This is a genomic window from Pseudomonas sp. 382 (assembly GCF_002759075.1).
Lineage (GTDB): Bacteria > Pseudomonadota > Gammaproteobacteria > Pseudomonadales > Pseudomonadaceae > Aquipseudomonas > Aquipseudomonas vlassakiae.
The window spans coordinates 26006-46899 of the sequence record NZ_PEMX01000013.1 but is presented as its reverse complement, the minus strand read 5'-3'; the positions used below and the strand labels follow the sequence as shown (position 1 = coordinate 46899).

Below are 20894 nucleotides of genomic sequence, written 5' to 3'. Positions count from 1 at the left end.
GTCTCTCTTGTTGTTGTTTTGGAGCAACGCGTTGCCGGGGGATCAGCCGAGGTCACCGCCCCCCACCGGCAGGGTCACGCCGGTGATGTAGGAAGCCTCGTCGGAGGCCAGGAACAGGATCGCGCCGACTTGCTCGTCGATGCTGCCGTAGCGGTGCATCAGGCTGCTGTCGAGGGTCTGGGCGACGATCTGCTGGTACCAGGCCTTTTCCTGCTCGCTCTGCTCGCTGCTGTTGCGCGGGACACGGCGCGGGGGTGCCTCGGTGCCGCCAGGCGCAGTGGCGTTGACCCGGATGCCGCGGCCAGCGGTTTCGAATGCCAGGCAGGCAGTGAGTGCATTGACGCCGCCTTTGGCCGCACCGTACGGCACGCGGTTGATCCCGCGGGTGGCGATCGACGACACGTTGACGATGGCGCCGCTGCCACGTTCGAGCATGTACGGCAGCGCCGCATGGCAGCACCACAAGGTCGGGAACAGCGAGCGACGCACTTCGGCCTCGATCTGCTCCACTTCGTAGTATTCGAAAGGCTTGGCCCAGATCGTCCCGCCGACGTTGTTGACCAGGATGTCGAGGCGGCCGAAGGTTTCCACCGCGATGGCCATGACCCGGGCACAATCGGCATGCAGCTCGAGGTCGGCGGTGAGGGTCAGCATGCCCTCCCCGGCCAGCTCGTGGACCAGCTCGGAACGGTCCACCGCCACCACCTGCGCGCCTTCGGCCTTGAGCCGCCAGCAAACGCCGCGGCCGATCCCCTGGGCGGCGCCAGTGACCAACGCGACTTTGTTGTGGAATCGGTTATTCATGTCGATCTCCTTTCAATCCGAAATTGCCGGGAGGGCTGCGCCCTCCATCGCGACACAAGGCCGCTCCTACAAGCACCGCGATCTCCTGTAGGAGCGGCCTTGTGTCGCGAAAGGGCCGCAACGCGGCCCCAGCAATCCCGCAGGTAATAAAAGGAGGCCACCGGCACCCGCACGACGCCCGTAGCCCCAAGGAAACTCAGGCAGCCGCCGCCGCGAACTTCTCGTAGTAGAAGTTCGCCGGGGTGATGGCCTGTTCGCGCAGGTACTGGCTCACCGCCTCGACCATCGGCGGCGGCCCGCACAGGTACACATCGACGTCGCCGTCGTTGAGGTGCTGCGGCGCAATGTGCTGGGTCACGTAGCCCTTCTGCGGGTACTGGCTGTCGGGGTTGGCGACGCAGGCACTGAAAGTGAAGTTGGGGATGCACGCCGCCAGGCCCTGCAGACGGTCCAGTTCGACCAGGTCGACGTCGTTGGTCACCCCATAGATCAGGTGCACGGGGTGCTCGCTGCCCTGCTCGGCGATTTTCTCCAGCATCGCCGTGAACGGCGCCAGGCCCGTACCGCCGGCCAGCAGCAACAGCGGGCGCTGGATCGGCCGCAGGTAAAAGCTGCCCAGTGGGCCAGCCAGGCTCATGCTGTCACCGGCCTTGGCCAGGCCGGTGAGGAAACGGCTCATCAGGCCGCCCGGCACATTGCGGATCAGGAAGCTGACCTCGCCGTCCTTCTGCAGCGAGCTGAAGGAATAGGCGCGGCTCTGGTCGCTGCCCGGCACCTTGAGGTTGACGTACTGCCCCGGCAGGAACGCCAGGCGGCTCAGCGCCTCGCCCTTGATCGACAAGGCGATGGTGCTGGCCGACAGTTGGCGCACGTCGCTGATGGCCGCCTCGAAGCTGGCCTGCTCGGTCTTGCACAGTTGCGACGACGCCGGAATACGTACCACGCAGTCGCTTTCGGCGCGCATCTGACAGGTCAGCACGTAGCCTTCGGCAATTTCGTCCTCGCTCAAGGCGTCTTCGATGAAATTGTCGCCCAGGTCGTAACGCCCGGACTCGGCCTTGCACTTGCAGGTACCGCAGGCGCCGTCGCGGCAGTCCAGCGGGATGTTGATGCCTTGGCGGTAGGCGGCATCGGCCACGGTCTCATGGCCGCTGGCCTCGATGAAGCGGGTCACCCCGTCTTCGAAATTAAGCGCGATCTGGAAGCTCATGTTGCACCTCGCGGGCGAGCCTGGCCGCGGCGCGCCAGATGGCACACCGAGCGGCTCGCGTTACCTCGGATCAGATGTGGTAGATGTCGATGACCTGACGCACGTAGTCGTTTTTCAGCACCACTTTCTTGGCCTTGATCTGCGGCTGCTCGCCGCGCAGGTCGAGGGTGTAGAAGCTGGTGCCGAAATAGCTGTCGGTGGTCTTGTAGCGAAAGCTCAGGGTGTGCCAGTTGAAACGCACCTGGCAGCTGCCTTCGCACAGCGAGACGATCTCGATGTTGCTGATGTTGTGCGAAGTACGGGTGTCCGGCACGGTCGCGCTGGAGCGCTCAGTCTTGATGCGGAACACCCGGTCTTCCAGGCCGCCACGGTTGCCGTACCAGATCAGCGAGATTTCGCTCTGCGGGTCTTCGGTGAGGCTGTCGTCATCGTCCCAGGACGGCATCCAGAAGGTCGCATCGCTGGCATACAACTCCAGCCACTGGTCCCACTGGGCATCATCCAGGTAGCGCGCTTCGCGGTAGAGGAAGTCGCGCACGGTGTCATGCAGGCTCATTGCACGGCCTCCACGGGGATCAGCTGGGTTTCCTGTCGAAGCTCCTGTTTCAGCGCTTTGATCATGGTGTCCTGCCAGTACTTGTGCTGCAGCACGAACAGGCCTTCGTCCTCGGTGCGCACGCCCGACAGCAGCGGCTTGAGTTCGATTTCCTTCGCCGCCTCATCGGCACCTTCGACCCAGTGCTGTGCACCACGGGACATGTCGTTCCAGCCGGTACCGCCGCCGTAGCCGGTCTGGCAGGAGCGGAACTCCTCCAGGTCGTCCGGGGTGGCCATGCCGCTGACGTTGAAGAAGTCTTCGTACTGGCGGATGCGCTTGGCGCGGGCATCGGCGCTCTCGCCTTTCGGCGCGATGCAATAGATGGTGATTTCGGTCTTGTTCACCGAAATCGGCCGGGCAATGCGGATCTGCGAGCTGAACTGGTCCATCAGGTACACGTTCGGGTAGAGGCACAGGTTGCGCGAATTCTCGATCATCCAGTCGGCGCGGGCCTGGCCGAAATCGGCGGCCAGCTGATCGCGACGCTCGAAGGCCGGGCGGTCTTCGGGGTTGGCCCAGCGGGTCCACAGCAGCAGGTGGCCGTGGTCGAAGGAATAGAAGCCGCCGCCCTGCTTGGCCCAGGCGCCGGCACTCATGGTCTTGATCTCGTCGCCCGCTTCGCGCTGCTTGCGCTGGTTCTGGGTGGCGGCGTAGTTCCAGTGCACGGAGCTGACGTGGTAGCCGTCGGCGCCGTTCTCGGCAGTGAGCTTCCAGTTGCCCTCGTAGATGTACGAGCTGGCACCGCGCAGCACTTCCAGGCCTTCCGGGGACTGGTCGACGATCATGTCGATGATCTTGGCGGACTCGCCCAGGTGCTCGACCAGCGGCTTGACGTCGGCCTTCAGGCTGCCGAACAGGAAGCCACGGTACGACTCGAAGCGGGCGACCTTGGTCAGGTCATGCGAGCCGTCGCAGTTGAAGCTGTCGGGGTAGCCGGCATTGCTCGGGTCTTTGACCTTGAGCAGCTTGCCGCTGTTGTTGAAGGTCCAGCCATGGAACGGGCAGGTGTAGCTGGAGCGGTTGCCGCGCTTGTGCCGGCAGAGCATGGCGCCACGATGGCTGCAGGCGTTGAGGAAGGCATTCAGCTCCCCGTCCTTGTTGCGCGCGATGAAGATCGGCTGGCGCCCCATGGTCAGGGTGAGGAAGTCGTTTTTCTCGGGGATCTGGCTTTCATGGGCCAGGTAGATCCAGTTGCCCTCGAAGATGTGCTTCATCTCCAGGTCGAACAGGCGCGGGTCGGTGAACATCTCGCGTTTGCAGCGATAGACGCCGGTTTCACGGTCGTCCTCAAGCATGGCATTGAGGTAGTCGAATCCCAGGGACATGGCCAGGGTCTCCATTGTTATTGTTCAGACCGGGTCAGGTTAGGGTTTGCCCTGGGTCGGCAATATCCATCGTGTGCAGAGTGCTATCCGTTTTGTGCAGTTATCGGCGCGATAGCATTTATCCATTGAACAGTGCGCATCGCCTGAAGTAAGCTCGGGCTCATTCACTGGAGAGCAACATGCCGAAACACACCCGCAACCACGCCAACCACACCGGTCGCAGCCTGCGCCCTGTGCTGGCCGTTGCCGGCTGCCAGGCTGCTGCCAGCTATTACTTTGGGTATTGGTTTAGCCACTAGGCGCCGATACCCACCCGGCGCCCACCTTCGAGGGGCCGCCGAACATGAGAATACTCAAACCCCCGGTCGGCTCCCCGACCGGGGGTTTTGCTTTTCAGGCCATTGCACTTTTACCGATTCGAACCGAGGACAGATTCATGAACTACGCCACTTATTACTTCGCAAGCACCTATGCCTGGCGATTTAGCCAATCCCGTTCGGGCCAGCCTGCCGCCTCCGATCGGTCCATCACCGGTGGCAATGCTGCAGACAATCAATCAACGAATAGTCGAACACCTCGATAGGGCCGACCGCGCGGGCCAGAACCCGCCGTCCGCCCAGGGAACATACGCCATGCAAGCCTCGAACCTCGCTCTGCCCCTGACCCAGCCGCACGCTGCCAACACCACCGTCAGCCAGCGCCTGCCCAGCCCGCACCTGCTCAAGCAGCAGATGCCGCTGTCTACCGAACTCGCCCAGCAAGTCCACCGCCAGCGCCAAGCCATCCGTGCCATCCTCGAAGGCCGCGATGAGCGCCTGCTGGTGATCGTCGGCCCTTGCTCGATCCACGACCCCCGTTCGGCCCTGGAATACGCCGACCGCCTGGCGGCGCTTGGCCGTGAAGTCGATGACAAGCTGCTGCTGGTGATGCGCGCCTACGTGGAAAAACCCCGTACCACGGTGGGCTGGAAAGGCCTGGCCTACGACCCGCACCTGGATGGCAGTGACGACATGCACGCCGGCATCGCCCTGTCCCGCGGCTTGATGCTGAGCATGACCGAACGCGGCCTGCCGATTGCCACCGAGCTGCTGCAACCGATGGCCGCCGGCTACTTCGATGACCTGCTGGGCTGGGCGGCGATTGGCGCACGCACCACCGAATCGCAGATTCACCGGGAAATGGTCAGCGGCCTGGAGCTGCCGGTCGGGTTCAAGAACGGCACCGACGGCGGCGTCGGTATCGCCTGTGACGCCATGCGCAGCGCGGCGGCCCCGCACCGCCACTTCGGCATGGATGCACAGGGCTACCCGGCGATCATCGAAACCCTGGGCAACCCGGACACCCACCTGGTACTGCGCGGCGGCCACAAGGGCCCGAACTACGATGCCGCCAGCATCGCCCAGGCCCGCCAAGGGCTGGCCAAGGCCGGTTTGCAGGCGCGCATCGTGGTCGATTGCAGCCATGCCAACAGCGGCAAGGACCCTGCCCGCCAGCCCGCCGTGTTCGAGGACGTGCTGGCCCAGCGCCTGGCCGGTGACCGCTCGATTGTCGGCATGATGCTCGAAGGCCACCTGTTCGATGGCTGCCAGGCCCTGGGCAAGGGTGCGCTGAAATACGGCGTGTCGATCACCGATGGCTGCCTGGGCTGGAGCGCGACCGAAACCCTGCTGCGCGAGGCCGCAGCCCGTCTGTGAAGCGGCTGCAGCAAGCCTGGCGAGACATGACCCGAGCAAGTGCGCTAGGCTTGCCGTTTTCACCCCTCCAAGGAGCAGTAACCATGGCACGCGCCACCGCCCGTCACATCCTCGTTGCCACCGAAGACAAGTGCAACGAACTGAAAGCCCAGATCGAAGCCGGTGCCGACTTCGCTGAAATCGCCAAGGCCAACTCCACCTGCCCGTCCAGCCGCCAGGGCGGTGACCTGGGTTCGTTCGGCCCAGGCCAGATGGTCAAGGAATTCGACACCGTGGTGTTCAGCGCCCCGGTCAACACTGTCCAAGGCCCGGTGAAGACCCAGTTCGGCTACCACCTGCTGGAAGTGACCAGCCGCCAGGACTAAGTCATCGCAGACGATGATTATCCCTGTGGGAGCGGGCGTGCCCGCGAAGAGGCCTGAGCGGACAACGAGGTTGCCTGAACTGGCGCATTCGCGGGCACGCCCGCTCCCACAGGTTATTCTGGGGGTCGCATTGTTGTGTACGGGCTGGATGGCCCAAGCCGCGCCCACCCACGCGCTGACCGTCTACGGCGAAGCCCCCCGCTACAGCGAAACATTCCGTCACTTCGACTACGCCAATCCCGACGCCCCCAAGGGTGGCCTGATGCGCCGCTCGGCCATCGAGATCGGCCAGTTCGACCATATCCTGCCCTACATTGACAAAGGCATCGGCGTCAGCGAGGTCGATGGCTGGCTGTATGCGCCCCTGGCGCAACGCTCGTTCGACGAGCCCTACACCGTGTACGGCCTGATCGCCCGGCGCATGGAACGTGGCCCGGACGACGCCTGGCTGCGCTTCGAGATCGACCCCAAGGCAACCTTCGCCGATGGCAAGCCGGTGCGCGCCGAGGATGTGCGTTTCAGCTTCAATAAACTCATGGACGAAGGCAGCCTCAAGTACCGCACCCAGTTCAACGAAGTCGCCGGGGTCACGGTCGAAGGCCCGCTGCAGGTGCGCTTCGACTTCAAGCAGCCCCACGGCCGCACCTTGGCCCTGGATCTGGCCAGCCTGCCGGTACTGCCCGAGCACGACTGGGCCAAGCGCGACTTCGCCAACGGCGCCGGTTTCGACAAGCCGGTCGGCAGTGGCCCATACCGTATCGGGCGCATCGACAACGGCCGCAGCATCACTTTCGAACGCGACCCGAACTGGTGGGCCAAGGACCTGCCGGTCAATCGTGGGCGCTATAACTTCGAACACATCCGCATCGAGTACTTCGGCGACACCGAAGTGGCACGCCAGGTACTCAAGGGCGGTGGCTATGACTACAACCGCGAATTCTCCGCCACCGCCTACACCCTGGGCTACAACGGCGCGCAGCTGGACGATGGCCGCCTGCAACGGGCACACCTGGGCCCGGCCAAGCCGCAGGCGGCCCAGGGCTTCGTGTTCAACCTCGACAAGCCACAGTTCAAGGACCGCCGCGTGCGCCAGGCACTGGCCATGCTCTGGGACTTCGAGTGGAGCAACCGGCAGATGATGCGCAACATGTACATCCGCCAGCAGAGCGTGTTCTCCAATACCCCGCTGGCGGCCCGCGAACTGCCGGATGCAGGGGAGCTCAAACTGCTCGAACCGCTACGTGGCCGGGTGCCGGACGAAGTCTTCAACCAGGTGTTCACGGCGCCGGTCACCGACGGCTCGGGGATCATTCGCCCGCAACAACTGCAGGCGCTGGCCTTGCTGCAACAGGCCGGCTGGCGCCCCGATGGCGATCGGCTGGTCAACGCCCAGGGCGAGCCGCTGGAGTTCACCTTCCTCAACGGCCAGTCCGGCATGGAGCGCCTGCTGCTGCCGTGGAAGCGCAACCTGGCGCAGATCGGCATCACCCTGAACATCCGCAACGTCGATTCGGCGCAGTACGTGAACCGGTTGATGGCCCGCGACTACGACATGATCGTCACCGGCTATGCGGTGACCCTGTCGCCTGGCGCCGAGCTGTACAACTATTTTGGCTCGGCCGCCGCCAACGACCCAGGCTCGAACAACCTGATGGTGCTCAAGGACCCGGCGGTCGACCGGCTGATCGACGGCCTGGTACGCGCCGACACCCAGGCCGACATGCTGCACCACGCCCATGCCCTGGACCGGGTGCTGCAATGGAACTACTACTGGATCCCCAACTATTACCCGCCTGGCAGCTCGACGGTGTGGTGGAACCGCTTCGGCCTGCCGAACGTCCAGCCCGCCTATGACGAAGGCCTGGACAGCTGGTGGGAAATCAGCCCGACGGCGCTGACCAACGCGCAGATGGCCGAACGGCAGAAGGCCCAGCCATGACCAGCTACATCCTGCGGCGCCTGCTGCTGATCATCCCGACCTTGCTGGCGATCCTGCTGGTCAACTTCGCCATCGTCCAGGCCGCGCCCGGCGGCCCGGTCGAGCAGGCGGTGGCGCGGCTGCAGGGGCTGGGCGGCGGTGCGCCCGGTGCCCGGGCAGAAGTGGTACACGGCGAGTCCAGGGCCACTCGCGGCCTGGACCCGAAGCTGATCGAAGCGATCAAGCGCCAGTACGGCTTCGACAAGACTGCTTCGCAGCGCCTGTGGCTGATGCTCGGCCAGTACGCCCGGCTGGACTTCGGCCAAAGCTTCTTCCGCGGCGCCCAGGTCACCGACCTTATCCTCGACAAGCTACCTGTGACCCTGTCACTGGGCTTCTGGGCCACCCTGATCACCTACCTGGTGTCGATCCCGCTGGGCATCCGCAAGGCGGTGCGCCACGGCAGCCGCTTCGATGCCTGGAGTAGCGCACTGATCGTAGTCGGCTATGCCCTGCCCTCGTTCCTGTTCGCGCTGCTGCTGATCGTGCTGTTCGCCGGCGGCACTTCGCTGAACTGGTTCCCGGTCCGTGGCCTGGTCTCGGATGATTTCGACCAGCTCAGCCTGCTGGGCAAGGTCGCCGATTACTTCTGGCACCTGGTCCTGCCGGTCGGCGCTCTGGTGATCGGTGGTTTTGCCACCCTCACCCTGCTGACCAAGAATGCCTTCCTCGATGAAATCTCCCGCCAGTACGTGGTCACCGCCCGCGCCAAGGGCCTCAGCGAACGCCGCGTGCTGTACGGGCACGTATTGCGCAACGCCATGCTGCTGGTGCTGGCCGGGCTGCCGCAGGCGCTGATCACCGTGTTCTTTGCCGGTTCGCTGCTGATCGAGGTGATCTTCTCCCTCGATGGCCTCGGCCGCATGAGTTACGAAGCGGCCGTGTCACGCGACTACCCGGTGGTGTTCGGCACGCTGTTCATCTTCACCCTGGCCGGCCTGCTGTTCCGCCTGATCGGTGACCTGGCCTTCACCGTGCTCGACCCGCGCATCGACTTCGACACGAGGGCGCATTGATGCTGTCGCCGGTTTCGCGTCGTCGCCTGCAGCGTTTTCGCCGCAACCACCTGGGCTGGGTGTCGCTGTGGCTGTTTGCCGGCCTGCTGGTGCTGAGCCTGTGCGCGGAGCTTGTGGCCAACGACAAGCCGCTGCTGCTCAGCTACAAAGGCGATCTTTACGTGCCGGCGCTCAAGCGCTACAGCGAGCAGCAGTTTGGCGGCCAGTTGCCGTTCCAGCCAGACTACCGCAGTGCCTACGTGCGCCAGCTGATCGAGGCACAAGGCGGCTGGATGCTTTTCGCGCCCGTCCCGTTCAGCGCCGACACCCCCAACTACGACCTGCTGGTACCCACCCCCAGCCCGCCGAGCGCAAGCAACTGGCTGGGCACCGACGACCAGGGCCGCGACGTGCTGGCGCGGGTGCTGTATGGCACGCGTACCTCGCTGCTGTTCGCCTTTGCCTTGACCGCGATCAGCGTGCTCATCGGGGTCGCTGCCGGCGCGCTGCAAGGTTATTACGGTGGCTGGGTGGACCTGTTCGGGCAGCGCTTGCTGGAGGTGTGGTCGGGGCTGCCGGTGCTCTACCTGCTGATCATTCTCAGTGGTTTCGTCGAGCCGGATTTCTGGTGGTTGCTGGGGATCATGGCGCTATTTTCGTGGCTGGCCCTGGTCGATGTGGTGCGCGCCGAGTTTTTGCGCGGGCGCAACCTTGAATACGTGAAAGCGGCGCGTGCCCTGGGCCTGCCAGATACCCTGGTGATGCTGCGCCATGTACTGCCCAATGCGATGAACGCGACGTTCACCTATGTACCCTTCATGCTTACCGGGGCGATCACCACGCTGACAGCGCTGGACTTCCTTGGCTTCGGCATGCCCGCCGGCAGCGCTTCGCTGGGCGAACTGGTGACCCAGGGCAAGCAGCACCTGGAAGCGCCATGGTTGGGTTTTACCGCGTTCTTTGCTTTGGCGCTGATCTTGTCGCTTCTGGTATTTATCGGGGATGCCTTGCGCGAGGCGTTCGATCCGAGAGGATAGGTTTCAGGCCCGGCCTCTTCGCGGGCACGCCCGCTCCCACAGGGACTGCATGGCCCCAGGTTTGTGTAGATCCTGTGGGAGCGGGCGTGCCCGCGAAGAGGCCGGCAAAGCAAGTACAGGACTCAGCAAGATGCACGATAGCGACAGCCTCAAGGACTACCCCCAGGTGCGGCAAATGGCGATTCGCTCGCTGTTCGAGATCATCGAGCAGTCCAGCGAAGGCACGGTGATCGTCGACCGCGACGCCCGCATCGTCTGGATGAACGAGCGCTACGCCCGGCGCTTCGGTCTGGCCGACGCAGCCAGCGCGATCGGCCAGCCGTGCGAGGCGGTCATACCGGGCAGCCTGATGCGCCAGGTGGTGAGTGATGGCCGGCCGATCCTGCTGGACATGCTCGATACGCCCAACGAGCCGTTGGTGGTGATGCGCCTGCCGATCCACGATGCCCAGGGCGCCCTGATCGGCGCCATCGGCTTTGCCCTGTTCGAAGAGCTGCGCAGCCTGTCGCCCCTGCTCAAGCGCTATGCGAGCATGCAGCAGGAGCTGGCCAGCACCCGCTCGCAATTGCGTGCACGCCAGGCCAAGTACAGCTTCGCCCAGTTCGTCGGTAGCAGCCAGGCCAGCCTCGAAGCCAAGCGCCGGGCACGGCGCGGTGCTGGCAGCGATTCGCCCGTGCTGTTGCTGGGCGAGACCGGCACCGGCAAAGAGTTGCTGGCCCATGCCATCCATGCGGCTTCGGCACGGGCGCACAAGGCCTTTGTCAGTATCAACAGCGCGGCAATCCCCGAAACCCTGCTGGAGGCCGAGTTCTTCGGCACCGCACCCGGCGCCTTTACCGGCGCCGATCGCAAGGGCCGCAGCGGCAAGCTGCAACTGGCCGAAGGCGGCACGCTGTTCCTCGACGAAATTGGCGACATGCCCCTGGCACTTCAGAGCAAGCTGCTGCGCGTACTGCAGGAAAAGGAATACGAACCGGTCGGCTCCAACCAGATGCTGCGCAGCGACGTGCGCATTATCGCCGCTACTTCCATCGACCTGCAGGCGGCCATGGCCCGCGGGGCGTTTCGTGCCGATCTCTACTACCGGCTGAACGTGCTGCCAATCGAAGTGCCGCCGCTGCGCGAGCGGGTCGAGGACTTGCCGGCACTGTGCGAAGCGATCCTGGCCGAGCTGGGCAGCCAGTACGAGCTGGAGCAGGATGCGCAGGCATTGCTGGCTCGGCACGGGTGGCCGGGGAATATTCGTGAGCTGCGCAACGTGCTGGAGCGGGCGACGTTGCTGGCCGACCAACCGCGGCTTGGTGTCGCCGACCTGGCGGCGGCGCTAGGGCCGCTGAGCCCGGTCGCGGGTCAGGAACAGCGGATGAGCTATCGTGAGGCGTGCGAACAGTTCGAGCGCAGGCTGATTGCCGGGGCGTTGGCCGAACATGCGGGGAATGTGCCCGAGGCTGCAAAGGCGCTGGGGTTGGGGCGATCGACCTTGTACAAGAAGATGGCGGCACTCGGTCTCTGATTGGAGACTTGTGTTTCTATTTTGAGAATGCCGCGAGGGCTTCGCCCTCGTTCGCGACACAAGGCCGCTCCTACAAGGGCTCGCGGTTCCCTGTAGGAGCGGCCTTGTGTCGCGATGGGCCGCAAAGCGGCCCCTGCAATCTCAAAGTCGAGACAGGACCGCAAGACAAATGCAAAATTATATTTAAAATCAGTCACTTATGATTTTGGCACGATTCCCGCTATCTCCCGGTCACCCATAACAACAAGACTCACCCAGGAGATCCATTCCGATGACCGTGCTCATCGCCCTCGCCGCTCTGGCGCTGCTGATGCTGGCCGCCTACCGCGGCTACAGCGTGATCCTCTTCGCCCCCATTGCCGCCCTCGGCGCCGTCCTGCTCACCGACCCTGCCGCCGTGGCCCCGGCGTTCACTGGGGTATTCATGGAAAAGATGGTCGGCTTCATCAAGCTGTACTTCCCGGTGTTCCTGCTCGGCGCCGTGTTCGGCAAGCTCATCGAACTGTCCGGCTTCTCGCGCTCGATCGTCGCCGCCGCCATTCGCTTGCTCGGCACTCGCCAGGCGATGCTGGTGATCGTGCTGGTCTGTGCCCTGCTCACCTACGGCGGCGTGTCGCTGTTCGTGGTGGTGTTCGCGGTGTATCCGTTCGCCGCAGAAATGTTCCGCCAGAGCGATATTCCCAAGCGCCTGATTCCGGCAACCATTGCCTTGGGCGCGTTCTCGTTCACCATGGACGCCTTGCCCGGCACGCCGCAGATCCAGAACATCATCCCCAGCACCTTCTTCAACACCACTGCCTGGGCCGCGCCATGGCTGGGGCTGATCGGTACGCTGTTCGTGTTCTGCAGCGGCATGCTGTACCTGCAGCGCCAGCGCAACAAGGCCCAGCGTGCGGGGGAAGGCTATGGCAACAACCTGCGCAACGAACCGGAGACGGCAGCCGACCTGGCCCTGCCCAACCCCTGGCTGGCGCTGTCCCCGCTGGTGCTGGTAGGCGTGATGAACCTGCTCTTCACCCACTGGATCCCGCAGTGGTACGGCGCCAGTCACACCCTGCAGTTGCCAGGCATGAGCGCGCCGGTCAACAGCGACGTGGCCAAGCTCACGGCGATCTGGGCGGTGCAGGCGGCGCTGCTGGTGGGCATCCTGATGGTGCTGGCCTGTGCCTTCGGGGTGATCCGCGAACGCCTGGCCGAAGGCACCAAGAGTGCCGTCGGTGGCGCCCTGCTGGCCGCCATGAACACCGCATCCGAGTATGGCTTTGGCGCAGTCATCGCTTCGCTGCCGGGCTTTCTGGTGCTGGCTGATGCCTTGCGCGGGATTCCCAACCCGCTGGTCAATGAAGCGATCACCGTGACCCTGCTGGCAGGCATTACCGGCTCCGCCTCGGGCGGCATGAGCATCGCCCTGGCGGCCATGAGCGACAGCTTCATCGCGGCGGCCCATGCCGCCAACATCCCCCTCGAGGTGCTGCACCGGGTGGCCGCGATGGCCAGTGGCGGCATGGACACCCTGCCGCACAACGGCGCGGTGATCACCTTGCTGGCGGTAACCGGGCTGACCCACCGCGAAGCCTACAAAGACATTTTCGGTATTACCCTGATCAAGACCCTGGCGGTATTCGTGGTCATTGCCACCTTCTACGCCACCGGCATCGTCTAAGGAGCTTTTGCATGACTTTGAAAGGCAAGACGGCACTCGTCACCGGTTCCACCAGCGGCATCGGCCTGGGTATCGCCCAGGTGCTGGCCCGCGCCGGAGCGAACATTGTGCTCAACGGTTTCGGCGACCCGTCGCCGGCCTTGGCAGAGATCGCCCGCCATGGCGTGAAGGTTGCCCACCACCCGGCGGACCTCTGCGATGTGGCGCAAATCGAGGCGCTGTTCGCGATGACCGAACGCGAGTTCGGCGGCGTTGACATTCTGGTCAGCAACGCCGGCATCCAGCACGTAGCGCCGGTGGAGCAGTTCCCGCTGGAAAGCTGGGACAAGATCATCGCCCTCAACCTCTCGGCGGTGTTCCATGGCACCCGCCTGGCCCTGCCTGGCATGCGCGCGCGCAACTGGGGCCGGATCATCAATATTGCCTCGGTGCACGGGCTGGTCGGCTCCACCGGCAAGGCGGCCTATGTGGCGGCCAAGCATGGCGTGGTCGGGCTGACCAAGGTGGTGGGGCTGGAGACCGCCACCAGCAACATTACCTGCAACGCCATCTGCCCCGGCTGGGTGCTGACCCCGCTGGTGCAGAAGCAGATCGACGATCGTGCTGCCAACGGCGTAGATCCGCAGCAAGCACAACACGAGCTACTGGCCGAGAAGCAACCTTCACTGGCTTTCGTCACCCCCCAACACCTGGGTGAACTGGTACTCTTCCTGTGCAGCGAGGCCGGTAGCCAGGTTCGCGGTGCCGCCTGGAACGTCGATGGTGGCTGGTTGGCCCAGTGAAGGGCGGCCTGGGCCTGGCAACGGTCTTGCACTCGTTTATCTGCAAGGAGGCCCTATGCGCCCAACCCCAATGACCGCGATCTTTGCCCTTACCCTGGCCGCCGCCGCTCCGGCGATGGCAGCCAGCCTCAAGGACGTCGCGCCCTATCCCGAGGCGGAAAAAGGCTTCACCCGGCAGGTCATCCACCTGCCGGCGCAAACCGATGAATCGGCCCACAAGCTGGAAATCCTGGCCGGCAAGACGCTGGAAGTGGACTGCAACCGCCAGCGCCTGGCCGGCAGCCTGGAAGAACACACCCTCGAAGGCTGGGGCTACAGCTACTACCGCCTGGACAAGGTCGGTGGGCCAGCCAGCACCCTGATGGCCTGCCCGGATGGCAAGAAGACCCAGGCCTTCGTGCCGGTGGTCGGTGAAGGCTTCATGCTGCGTTACAACAGCAAGCTGCCAGTGGTGGTGTACGTGCCCAAAGGTGTCGAAGTGCGTTATCGCGTGTGGTCGGCATCGGAAGAGGTGCAAAAGGCTAAAGTGGAGTAAGTCACCCCGAGGGCCCTTCACGGGCCCTCAATCCCAAGCAGCCTCTGGAGGATCGGCATGAACGATGTGCTCTGGCGCCCCTCCACGGCGCAGATCGAAGCCAGCCGGATGGATGCCTTCCGCCGTCGGGTGAACCTGCGTTACAACCTGCAGCTCAATGACTACGCGGCATTGCACCGCTGGAGCATCGAGCAGCGCCCGGCCTTCTGGCAAACCCTTGCCGACTATTTTCATGTGGCCTGGCATACCCCTGCCAACCAGGTCCTGCTCGAAGGCGCACAGATGCCTGACGCCCGCTGGTTCAACGGGGCTACCCTGAATTTCGCCGAACACCTGTTGCGCCGTCGTGACGACCGGCCTGCGGTGGTTTCCCTGCGCGAAGATGGCCAGCGCACGGTCTTCACCCATGCCCAACTGGCCGCCGAAGTCGCGGGCCTGCAGAAAGCGTTCAAGGCAGCCGGCATCGAACCCGGTGACCGCATCGCGGCGGTCATGCCCAATACCTGGCAAACCTTGGTGGCAATGCTTGCCTGCACCAGCCTGGGTGCGGTTTGGTCGATGTCTTCGCCGGAGTTCGGCCTGCACGGCATCATCGACCGGTTCGGCCAGGTCGAACCGAAGCTGCTGCTGGTCTGCGCCGGTTATCAATACGCCGGCAAGTCGATCGACCAGGTCGACAAGATCAATGAGGTCTGCGCCCAGTTGCCAGGGCTGCAGCAGTTGATCGTGGTGCCCTATACCCGTCCCCACACACAGGCGTGTGAATTCACCGCCGCCAAGGTCAGCCTGTGGGATGACGTCTACCAGCCCGGCGGCGAACCTGAGTTTGCCTCGCTGCCGTTCGACCACCCGCTGTACATTCTCTATTCCAGCGGCACCACGGGCGTGCCCAAGTGCATCGTTCACCGTGCCGGTGGCCTGCTGCTGCAACACCTCAAGGAACACGGCCTGCACAACGACCTGAAGGCCGACGACGTGTTGTTCTACTACACCACCTGTGGCTGGATGATGTGGAACTGGCTGGCCAGCGGCCTGGCCGTCGGTGCCACCCTGGTGCTGTACGATGGTTCACCGTTCCACCCCGGCCCGGAGCGTCTGCTCGACCTGATCGACGCCGAACGCATCCACGCCTTCGGTACCAGTGCCAAGTACCTGGCTGCGCTCGAACAGGAAGGCCTGGAACCGGCCTGCAGCCATCGGCTGGACAGCCTGCGGCTGATCCTGTCCACCGGTTCGCCCTTGTCACCACACAGTTACGACTACGTATACGGCAAGATCAAGGCCGACCTATGCCTGGCTTCGATGTCCGGTGGCACCGATATCGTCTCGTGCTTCGTGCTCGGTAACCCGACCCTGCCGGTGCGCCGTGGCGAGATGGCGTGCAAGGGCCTGGGCATGGCCGTGGAGGTATGGAATGAGCAGGGCCAGCCGGTGCTTGATGAAAAAGGCGAGCTGGTCTGTACCCGCCATTTCCCGTCAATGCCCCTGGGTTTCTGGAACGACGACGGTAGCCGTTACCACGACGCCTATTTCAGCCAGTTCCCCGGGGTCTGGGCGCAGGGCGACTACGCCGAGCAGCGCAGCAGCGGCGGCTGGCTGATCCATGGCCGCTCCGACGCCGTGCTCAACCCGGGCGGTGTGCGCATCGGCACGGCAGAGATCTACCGCCAGGTGGAAAAGGTTGAAGAGGTGCTGGAAAGCGTGGCCATCGGCCAGGACTGGCACGGCGATGTGCGCGTGGTGCTGTTCGTGCGCCTGCGCGATGGCCTGCAACTGGACGACGCCCTGCGCCAGCGCATTCGCCAAGTGATCCGCCAGTACACCACGCCGCGCCATGTGCCGGCGGTGATCGCCCAGGTCAGCGACATCCCGCGTACCATCAGTGGCAAGCTGGTAGAACTGGCCATTCGCAACGTGGTGCACGGGTTGCCGGTGAAAAATACCGATGCTCTGGCCAACCCGCAGGCGCTTGAGCAGTTTCGTGACCGCACGGAGCTGCGCGATCAGGCATAATGGCGCCCTTTTTTGCCCCGAAGCACAGGTGTACCCATGAAAGCTCAAGCCCGCCACATCCTGGTCAAGACCGCTGACGAAGTTGAAAAGCTCAAGCAGCGCATCGCCAACGGCGAGGCCTTCGACGTGCTGGCGAAGAAGTTCTCCACCTGCCCTTCGGGCAAGCGCGGTGGTGACCTGGGCGAAGTACGCCCTGGTCAGCTGGTCGGCGCGATCGACCAGGTGATCTTCAAGAAACCCTTGCGCGTGGTGCACGGGCCGATCAAGAGCAAGTTCGGCTACCACCTGGTGCAGACCTTCTACCGCGACTGATAGCCACGGGCCACCTAGCATTTTTGCCAGTTGTCCCGTGTTCGCGCTTTACATACAACGCAGGCAGGGCCGAAGCGACGCCTAAGATGCCGCTTCAGGTAGTGGTCCCTCTAATGGACACGGAGACCTGCCAATGCGTTGCACTTACCTGCTGCTGCCAGCCGCCTTTCCCCTCCTTACCCTGCCACTGATCGTTGACGCACAAGACCTGGTGGTTTCGCCCGGCGACAACATGGGTGCCGTCGTTCAGACCCAGGACATCGACGATTTCAAGATGACCGGGGGGACCATCCAGTCGCTGAACCAGGGGCAAGGCTATGACACCTTCGAGATGACGGGAGGGCAGATCGTCGGCGCCTTCGAGGATGGTGATAGCGCCGTGTTCAAAGGTGGCCGGATTGGCCGGGTAGACCTCAAGCTCGCCGACAACGTGTTCGTCATGTCCCAGGACCTCGGTGTCGAAACCCTCATCGATGGCAACCTGGTCAGCGGCTTCGGCAATGACACCATCACCCTCAATGGCGGCACCATTGGCGCAAACATCAGCACCAGTGGCGGCGTGGATATCATCACCCTCAACGGCGGCACCTTGAAAGGCGACGTGCTGGCCAGCGCCGGCAATGATGTCCTGAACTGGTCGGGGGGCACCATCGGTGGCCGGGTCGACATGGGCGTCGACGACGATAAGGTCACCATCAGCAACCTCAACCCGCAAACCCTGACCATCGACATCGATGGCGGTGCCGGCAACGACCAGCTGCAGTTCATCGACAGCGAGATTGACGGCGGCGCCCACTACCTGAATTTCGAGACTGTCGACCTGAACCAGGGCAGTCGCCTGACGCTGAACGATACGCTTACCCTCGGCGATGCAGGTACCGGCACCGGCACCTTGGGCATTGATGCCAGCAGCTCGCTCATTGCTCGCCAGGGCACGGTTGCGCCCTTTACTTCAGGGCAGCTTGCCAGCGTGCGCAATGCGGGCACGATCGACCTGAGCACCGGCAACGACGCCCAGGGCCGCCTGACCATCAATGGCAACTACGAGGGTCACAATGGCCTGCTGCGGGTTAACAGCGTGCTCGCCAGCGACGACGCGGCCTCCGACCGGCTGGTGGTCAGCCAGGGCACCATCAGTGGCAGCACGGGCCTGGTAGTGAACAATCTCGGAGGCGCGGGTGCCGCCACCAAACAGAACGGCATTCAGGTCGTCGAAGCCCGTGATGGCGCCACCAGCAGCGCCAATGCCTTTGTGCAGACCCAGACGCTGAAGGTCGGTGCCTACGACTACCGGCTGTTCAAAGGCGGCGTGAACAAAGGCAGTGAAGACAGCTGGTATCTGCGCTCGACGCTGGTGGCAACACCTGCCCCCACCCCACAAGAGCCAGAACAACCAGGCGAACCCAGCCAGCCTCCGCTCGAGCCCGCAGCAACCCCGCCCGTGGCGGCACCTGCCCCCGGCCAGGCTGAACTGCCCGACCCCGTGGCCGGTGTCAGCGTGCCCCTGTATCGCCCTGAAGTGCCGGTGTATGCCGCTGCACCCCGAGGTGCGGCAATCATTGCCCGCCAGGCGCTGGGCACCTTCCATCAACGCCAGGGCGATCAGCAACTGCTGACCAACCAGGGCGGCCTGTCGGCCAGCTGGGGCCAGGCCTACGGCGGCGCGTTGCGCCAGCAATGGAGTGGCACCGTCAGCCCGAGCCTGGACGGTGACCTGTATGGCTTCAAGGTGGGCCAGGACCTGTATGCCAAGGTCAGCGATGACGGCTACCGCCAGCACCTGGGCCTGTACGTCAGCCACAGCCGCCTGGACGCCGACGTCAAAGGCTTTGCCCTGGCTGTGGAGGACCGCAGTGTGGGTGACCTCAAGCTCGACGGCGACAGTGTCGGTGGCTACTGGACGCTGGTAGGCCCGCAAGGCTGGTACCTCGACAGCGTGCTGCAATACACCAGGCTCGATGGCCGCGCCCGCTCCGACCGCGGCGACAAGCTGAACATCGATGGCCACGCCTGGACCGCCTCGCTGGAGTCCGGCTACCCGATCAGTGTTTCTGAACGCTGGACCCTGGAGCCACAAGCCCAACTGATTGCCCAGAAGGTCTCGCTGGACAGCGCCAACGACAGCGTCTCCCATGTCAACTACGATGCCCAGGTCGAGCTGACCGGCCGGCTTGGCGTGCGCCTCGAAGGCGCCTACAACACAAGCAACGTGCGATTGCTGCAGCCCTACGCGCAACTGAACCTGTGGCACGGCGACGGCGGCCGCGATACCTTGACCTTCGATGATGTGGACAAGATCAAGACCGACTACCGCTACACCTCGCTGCAGCTGGAAACCGGCCTGGTCGCCCAGGTCAGCGAGGCGCTGAGCCTGCACGGCGGCGTGCAGTACTCAAGCAACCTCGACAGCCGCCAGCAGGAAGCCAGCGGCGTCAACCTGGGCGTGCGCTGGCAGTTCTAGCGGCGCGCCGCCAGCAGGCCGATACCCGCGCAACCGAGCAGCGAAGCGCTGACCCGGTTGAACAGCCGGCGGGGACCGGGCTGGCTGAACCAGCGTTGCATGTAGGCACCCAGGCCCGAGTAGATGGCAATTGCCGCCCACTCCAGGAGCAGGAACAGCACGCCCAGCCAGAGGAACTGCTCGCTCACCGGGGTGGCGCTGCCCACCGTTACGAACTGCGGCAGAAAGGCGGTGAAAATCAGGATGGCCTTCGGATTGCCCGCCGCCACCCAGAACTCCTGAAGCGCCAAGCGCCACGTGCCACGCGGGTGATCGCTGGCCACCACGGCCTCGCCGACCGGGGCGCGCCACAGCTGCCAGGCGATATAGAACAGGTACGCCGCGCCCAGCACCTTGATGGCCAGGAACAGGTACTCGCTGGTGTGCAGCACCACCGCCAGGCCCATGGCGGCCAGGGCGATCATGCCGCTGAAGGCCAGAATCCGCCCGGCGCCGGCGACGCAGGCGGTACGCAGGCCGTAGCGGCTGGCATTGTGCAGCGACAACAGGTTGTTCGGCCCCGGCGCCATGTTCAGGGCAAAGCAGGCAGGGATGAATAGCAGCAGGCTCGACAGATCCATTTTGTTCTCCAGGCAATCAGCCGTTAATGTCGATGCCGGGCATCGCCGGGTCAAGGTACAGTCAGCGGCAAAAATTGTATGGCCAGGCGCCCGCCGCTGCTAAGCTGCCCAGCTGATCGAGGACCCTGTCATGCCCACTGCCCGCTACCAGCTTTGGCACGACCCGGCACTGCCCTGGGTGGAAAGCCGCCGCGCCTGCCATAGCCGCGCCTGCTACAAGGCGCACAGTCACCCGACCTTCTCCATCGGCGCGGTGGATGCCGGCAGCAGCTGCTTCACCGGCGCTGGCGACGGCCAGGAGCGCCTGGAACCGGGCACCCTGGTGCTGGTGCCGGCGCAACGGGTGCATGCCTGCAACCCTGCACCCGGCCAGGCCTGGAGCTACCAGATGCTGCATGTCGACGCCGCCTGGCTGGCACAGTGGCGGCTGGAGTCAGGGCTTGCCGCCGCCAGGCCCGGTGCCCCGGCGCGGATCAGCCGGGAACCGGCGCTGTACCGTGAATTCTGCGCGCTGAACGACCTGCTCTTCTCGGCGGCGGGCATCGGCGAGAAGGAAGCGGCGCTGCTGACGTTCCTCGGCGATCACGACTTTTCGGCGCAACCGGCAGCGCTCGCGGCCCCGGCCCCCGTGCTCGGGATGCCGACCTTGCGGGGGTTGATCGAACACATCGAAGCGCAAGACCTGGCGCAACTGAGCCTCGAACGCCTGGCCAGGCAAGCAGGCCTTGGCCGCTATCAGCTGATCCGCGCGTTTCGCGCCGCGACCGGGCTGACACCCCATGCCTACCTGCTCAACGCACGGATCAACCGGGGCCGACGGCTGCTACGTGGCGGGTTGGCCTTGGCCGAGGTTGCCTACCAGCTGGGGTTTGCCGACCAGAGCCATTTCCAGCGGGTATTCAAAGCCCATGTCGGGGTAACGCCGGGGCAATATCGGCGCGTGCAATAATCTTCAATACCCGGGCCAGGGCAGCCTCCAGACTGCGGTT

At 64.4% G+C, this 20894-nt stretch carries 18 protein-coding genes; 13 read left to right on the top strand and 5 right to left on the bottom strand.

Going from position 1 to position 20894, the window contains the following annotated elements; translation table 11 throughout:
- Nucleotides 1–42: 42 nt before the first annotated feature.
- The 4 genes from CQW31_RS16435 to benA form a co-directional block, all read right to left on the bottom strand.
- Entirely contained in the window at nucleotides 43–804 is a 762-nt protein-coding gene (locus tag CQW31_RS16435; protein ID WP_054884547.1) for a 1,6-dihydroxycyclohexa-2,4-diene-1-carboxylate dehydrogenase, read from the bottom strand.
- Nucleotides 805–1000: 196 nt separating this feature from the next.
- Entirely contained in the window at nucleotides 1001–2014 is a 1014-nt protein-coding gene (gene benC, locus CQW31_RS16430) for a benzoate 1,2-dioxygenase electron transfer component BenC (RefSeq protein ID WP_099814918.1), read from the bottom strand.
- Nucleotides 2015–2084: 70 nt separating this feature from the next.
- A complete protein-coding gene (benB, locus tag CQW31_RS16425) occupies nucleotides 2085–2570 on the bottom strand; it encodes a benzoate 1,2-dioxygenase small subunit (protein ID WP_099814917.1) in 486 nt (161 codons plus the stop codon).
- Nucleotides 2567–3937 carry a benzoate 1,2-dioxygenase large subunit gene (gene benA / locus CQW31_RS16420; RefSeq protein WP_099814916.1) on the bottom strand — a complete coding sequence of 457 codons (1371 nt, stop codon included), beginning with the start codon at nucleotides 3935–3937 and terminating at the stop codon, nucleotides 2567–2569. Before benA ends, benB begins: the two co-directional genes overlap by 4 nt.
- 632 nt (nucleotides 3938–4569) lie before the next feature.
- Here benA and CQW31_RS16415 point away from each other — a divergent pair.
- From CQW31_RS16415 to CQW31_RS16355, 12 genes are all read left to right on the top strand, one after another.
- Nucleotides 4570–5631 carry a 3-deoxy-7-phosphoheptulonate synthase gene (locus CQW31_RS16415; RefSeq protein ID WP_099814915.1) on the top strand — a complete coding sequence of 354 codons (1062 nt, stop codon included), beginning with the start codon at nucleotides 4570–4572 and terminating at the stop codon, nucleotides 5629–5631.
- Between the two features lie 83 nt (nucleotides 5632–5714).
- Entirely contained in the window at nucleotides 5715–5996 is a 282-nt protein-coding gene (locus CQW31_RS16410; protein ID WP_054884552.1) for a peptidylprolyl isomerase, read from the top strand.
- A gap of 13 nt (nucleotides 5997–6009) precedes the next feature.
- On the top strand, nucleotides 6010–7935 hold the full coding sequence (locus CQW31_RS16405) for an extracellular solute-binding protein (protein ID WP_099814914.1): 1926 nt from the start codon (nucleotides 6010–6012) through the stop codon (nucleotides 7933–7935).
- Nucleotides 7932–8990 carry a microcin C ABC transporter permease YejB gene (locus CQW31_RS16400; protein WP_099814913.1) on the top strand — a complete coding sequence of 353 codons (1059 nt, stop codon included), beginning with the start codon at nucleotides 7932–7934 and terminating at the stop codon, nucleotides 8988–8990. The genes CQW31_RS16405 and CQW31_RS16400 overlap by 4 nt, the downstream gene beginning before the upstream one ends.
- On the top strand, nucleotides 8990–10006 hold the full coding sequence (locus tag CQW31_RS16395; RefSeq protein WP_099814912.1) for an ABC transporter permease: 1017 nt from the start codon (nucleotides 8990–8992) through the stop codon (nucleotides 10004–10006). Before CQW31_RS16400 ends, CQW31_RS16395 begins: the two co-directional genes overlap by 1 nt.
- 130 nt (nucleotides 10007–10136) lie before the next feature.
- The gene (locus CQW31_RS16385; protein ID WP_054884556.1) at nucleotides 10137–11519 is read left to right on the top strand and encodes a sigma-54-dependent Fis family transcriptional regulator; all 1383 of its coding nucleotides are present in this window, start codon (nucleotides 10137–10139) and stop codon (nucleotides 11517–11519) included.
- A gap of 271 nt (nucleotides 11520–11790) precedes the next feature.
- Nucleotides 11791–13182 (top strand): GntP family permease, encoded by a 1392-nt coding sequence (locus CQW31_RS16380; RefSeq protein WP_099814910.1) that lies wholly within the window; start codon nucleotides 11791–11793, stop codon nucleotides 13180–13182.
- A gap of 11 nt (nucleotides 13183–13193) precedes the next feature.
- Entirely contained in the window at nucleotides 13194–13964 is a 771-nt protein-coding gene (gene hbdH / locus CQW31_RS16375) for a 3-hydroxybutyrate dehydrogenase (RefSeq protein WP_099814909.1), read from the top strand.
- 55 nt (nucleotides 13965–14019) lie between these two features.
- Nucleotides 14020–14499: a serine protease inhibitor ecotin gene (gene eco / locus CQW31_RS16370; RefSeq protein ID WP_054884559.1), complete on the top strand. Its 480-nt coding sequence runs from the start codon at nucleotides 14020–14022 to the stop codon at nucleotides 14497–14499.
- Between the two features lie 57 nt (nucleotides 14500–14556).
- Nucleotides 14557–16512, top strand: a complete 1956-nt coding sequence (locus tag CQW31_RS16365) for an acetoacetate--CoA ligase (protein ID WP_099814908.1) — start codon at nucleotides 14557–14559, stop codon at nucleotides 16510–16512.
- A gap of 36 nt (nucleotides 16513–16548) precedes the next feature.
- Nucleotides 16549–16824 (top strand): peptidylprolyl isomerase, encoded by a 276-nt coding sequence (locus tag CQW31_RS16360; RefSeq protein WP_099814907.1) that lies wholly within the window; start codon nucleotides 16549–16551, stop codon nucleotides 16822–16824.
- A 133-nt stretch (nucleotides 16825–16957) separates the two neighbouring features.
- A complete protein-coding gene (locus tag CQW31_RS16355) occupies nucleotides 16958–19285 on the top strand; it encodes an autotransporter outer membrane beta-barrel domain-containing protein (RefSeq protein WP_099814906.1) in 2328 nt (775 codons plus the stop codon).
- On the opposite strand, the gene CQW31_RS16350 is transcribed toward CQW31_RS16355, so the two are convergent.
- On the bottom strand, nucleotides 19282–19905 hold the full coding sequence (locus CQW31_RS16350; RefSeq protein ID WP_099814905.1) for a LysE family translocator: 624 nt from the start codon (nucleotides 19903–19905) through the stop codon (nucleotides 19282–19284). The two genes, CQW31_RS16355 and CQW31_RS16350, sit on opposite strands and share 4 nt — an antisense overlap.
- A 130-nt stretch (nucleotides 19906–20035) precedes the next feature.
- Between CQW31_RS16350 and CQW31_RS16345 the strand changes: the two genes are divergently transcribed.
- Entirely contained in the window at nucleotides 20036–20854 is an 819-nt protein-coding gene (locus CQW31_RS16345; RefSeq protein WP_054884563.1) for an AraC family transcriptional regulator, read from the top strand.
- The last annotated feature ends 40 nt before the right edge of the window (nucleotides 20855–20894 follow it).

Bases quoted from the DNA above. Each gene is read 5' to 3' on its own strand.
- CQW31_RS16435 (WP_054884547.1), bottom strand. From the start codon at position 804: ATGAATAACCGATTCCACAACAAAGTCGCGTTGGTCACTGGCGCCGCC.
- benC (WP_099814918.1), bottom strand. From the start codon at position 2,014: ATGAGCTTCCAGATCGCGCTTAATTTCGAAGACGGGGTGACCCGCTTC.
- benB (WP_099814917.1), bottom strand. From the start codon at position 2,570: ATGAGCCTGCATGACACCGTGCGCGACTTCCTCTACCGCGAAGCGCGC.
- benA (WP_099814916.1), bottom strand. From the start codon at position 3,937: ATGTCCCTGGGATTCGACTACCTCAATGCCATGCTTGAGGACGACCGT.
- CQW31_RS16415 (WP_099814915.1), top strand. From the start codon at position 4,570: ATGCAAGCCTCGAACCTCGCTCTGCCCCTGACCCAGCCGCACGCTGCC.
- CQW31_RS16410 (WP_054884552.1), top strand. From the start codon at position 5,715: ATGGCACGCGCCACCGCCCGTCACATCCTCGTTGCCACCGAAGACAAG.
- CQW31_RS16405 (WP_099814914.1), top strand. From the start codon at position 6,010: ATGATTATCCCTGTGGGAGCGGGCGTGCCCGCGAAGAGGCCTGAGCGG.
- CQW31_RS16400 (WP_099814913.1), top strand. From the start codon at position 7,932: ATGACCAGCTACATCCTGCGGCGCCTGCTGCTGATCATCCCGACCTTG.
- CQW31_RS16395 (WP_099814912.1), top strand. From the start codon at position 8,990: ATGCTGTCGCCGGTTTCGCGTCGTCGCCTGCAGCGTTTTCGCCGCAAC.
- CQW31_RS16385 (WP_054884556.1), top strand. From the start codon at position 10,137: ATGCACGATAGCGACAGCCTCAAGGACTACCCCCAGGTGCGGCAAATG.
- CQW31_RS16380 (WP_099814910.1), top strand. From the start codon at position 11,791: ATGACCGTGCTCATCGCCCTCGCCGCTCTGGCGCTGCTGATGCTGGCC.
- hbdH (WP_099814909.1), top strand. From the start codon at position 13,194: ATGACTTTGAAAGGCAAGACGGCACTCGTCACCGGTTCCACCAGCGGC.
- eco (WP_054884559.1), top strand. From the start codon at position 14,020: ATGCGCCCAACCCCAATGACCGCGATCTTTGCCCTTACCCTGGCCGCC.
- CQW31_RS16365 (WP_099814908.1), top strand. From the start codon at position 14,557: ATGAACGATGTGCTCTGGCGCCCCTCCACGGCGCAGATCGAAGCCAGC.
- CQW31_RS16360 (WP_099814907.1), top strand. From the start codon at position 16,549: ATGAAAGCTCAAGCCCGCCACATCCTGGTCAAGACCGCTGACGAAGTT.
- CQW31_RS16355 (WP_099814906.1), top strand. From the start codon at position 16,958: ATGCGTTGCACTTACCTGCTGCTGCCAGCCGCCTTTCCCCTCCTTACC.
- CQW31_RS16350 (WP_099814905.1), bottom strand. From the start codon at position 19,905: ATGGATCTGTCGAGCCTGCTGCTATTCATCCCTGCCTGCTTTGCCCTG.
- CQW31_RS16345 (WP_054884563.1), top strand. From the start codon at position 20,036: ATGCCCACTGCCCGCTACCAGCTTTGGCACGACCCGGCACTGCCCTGG.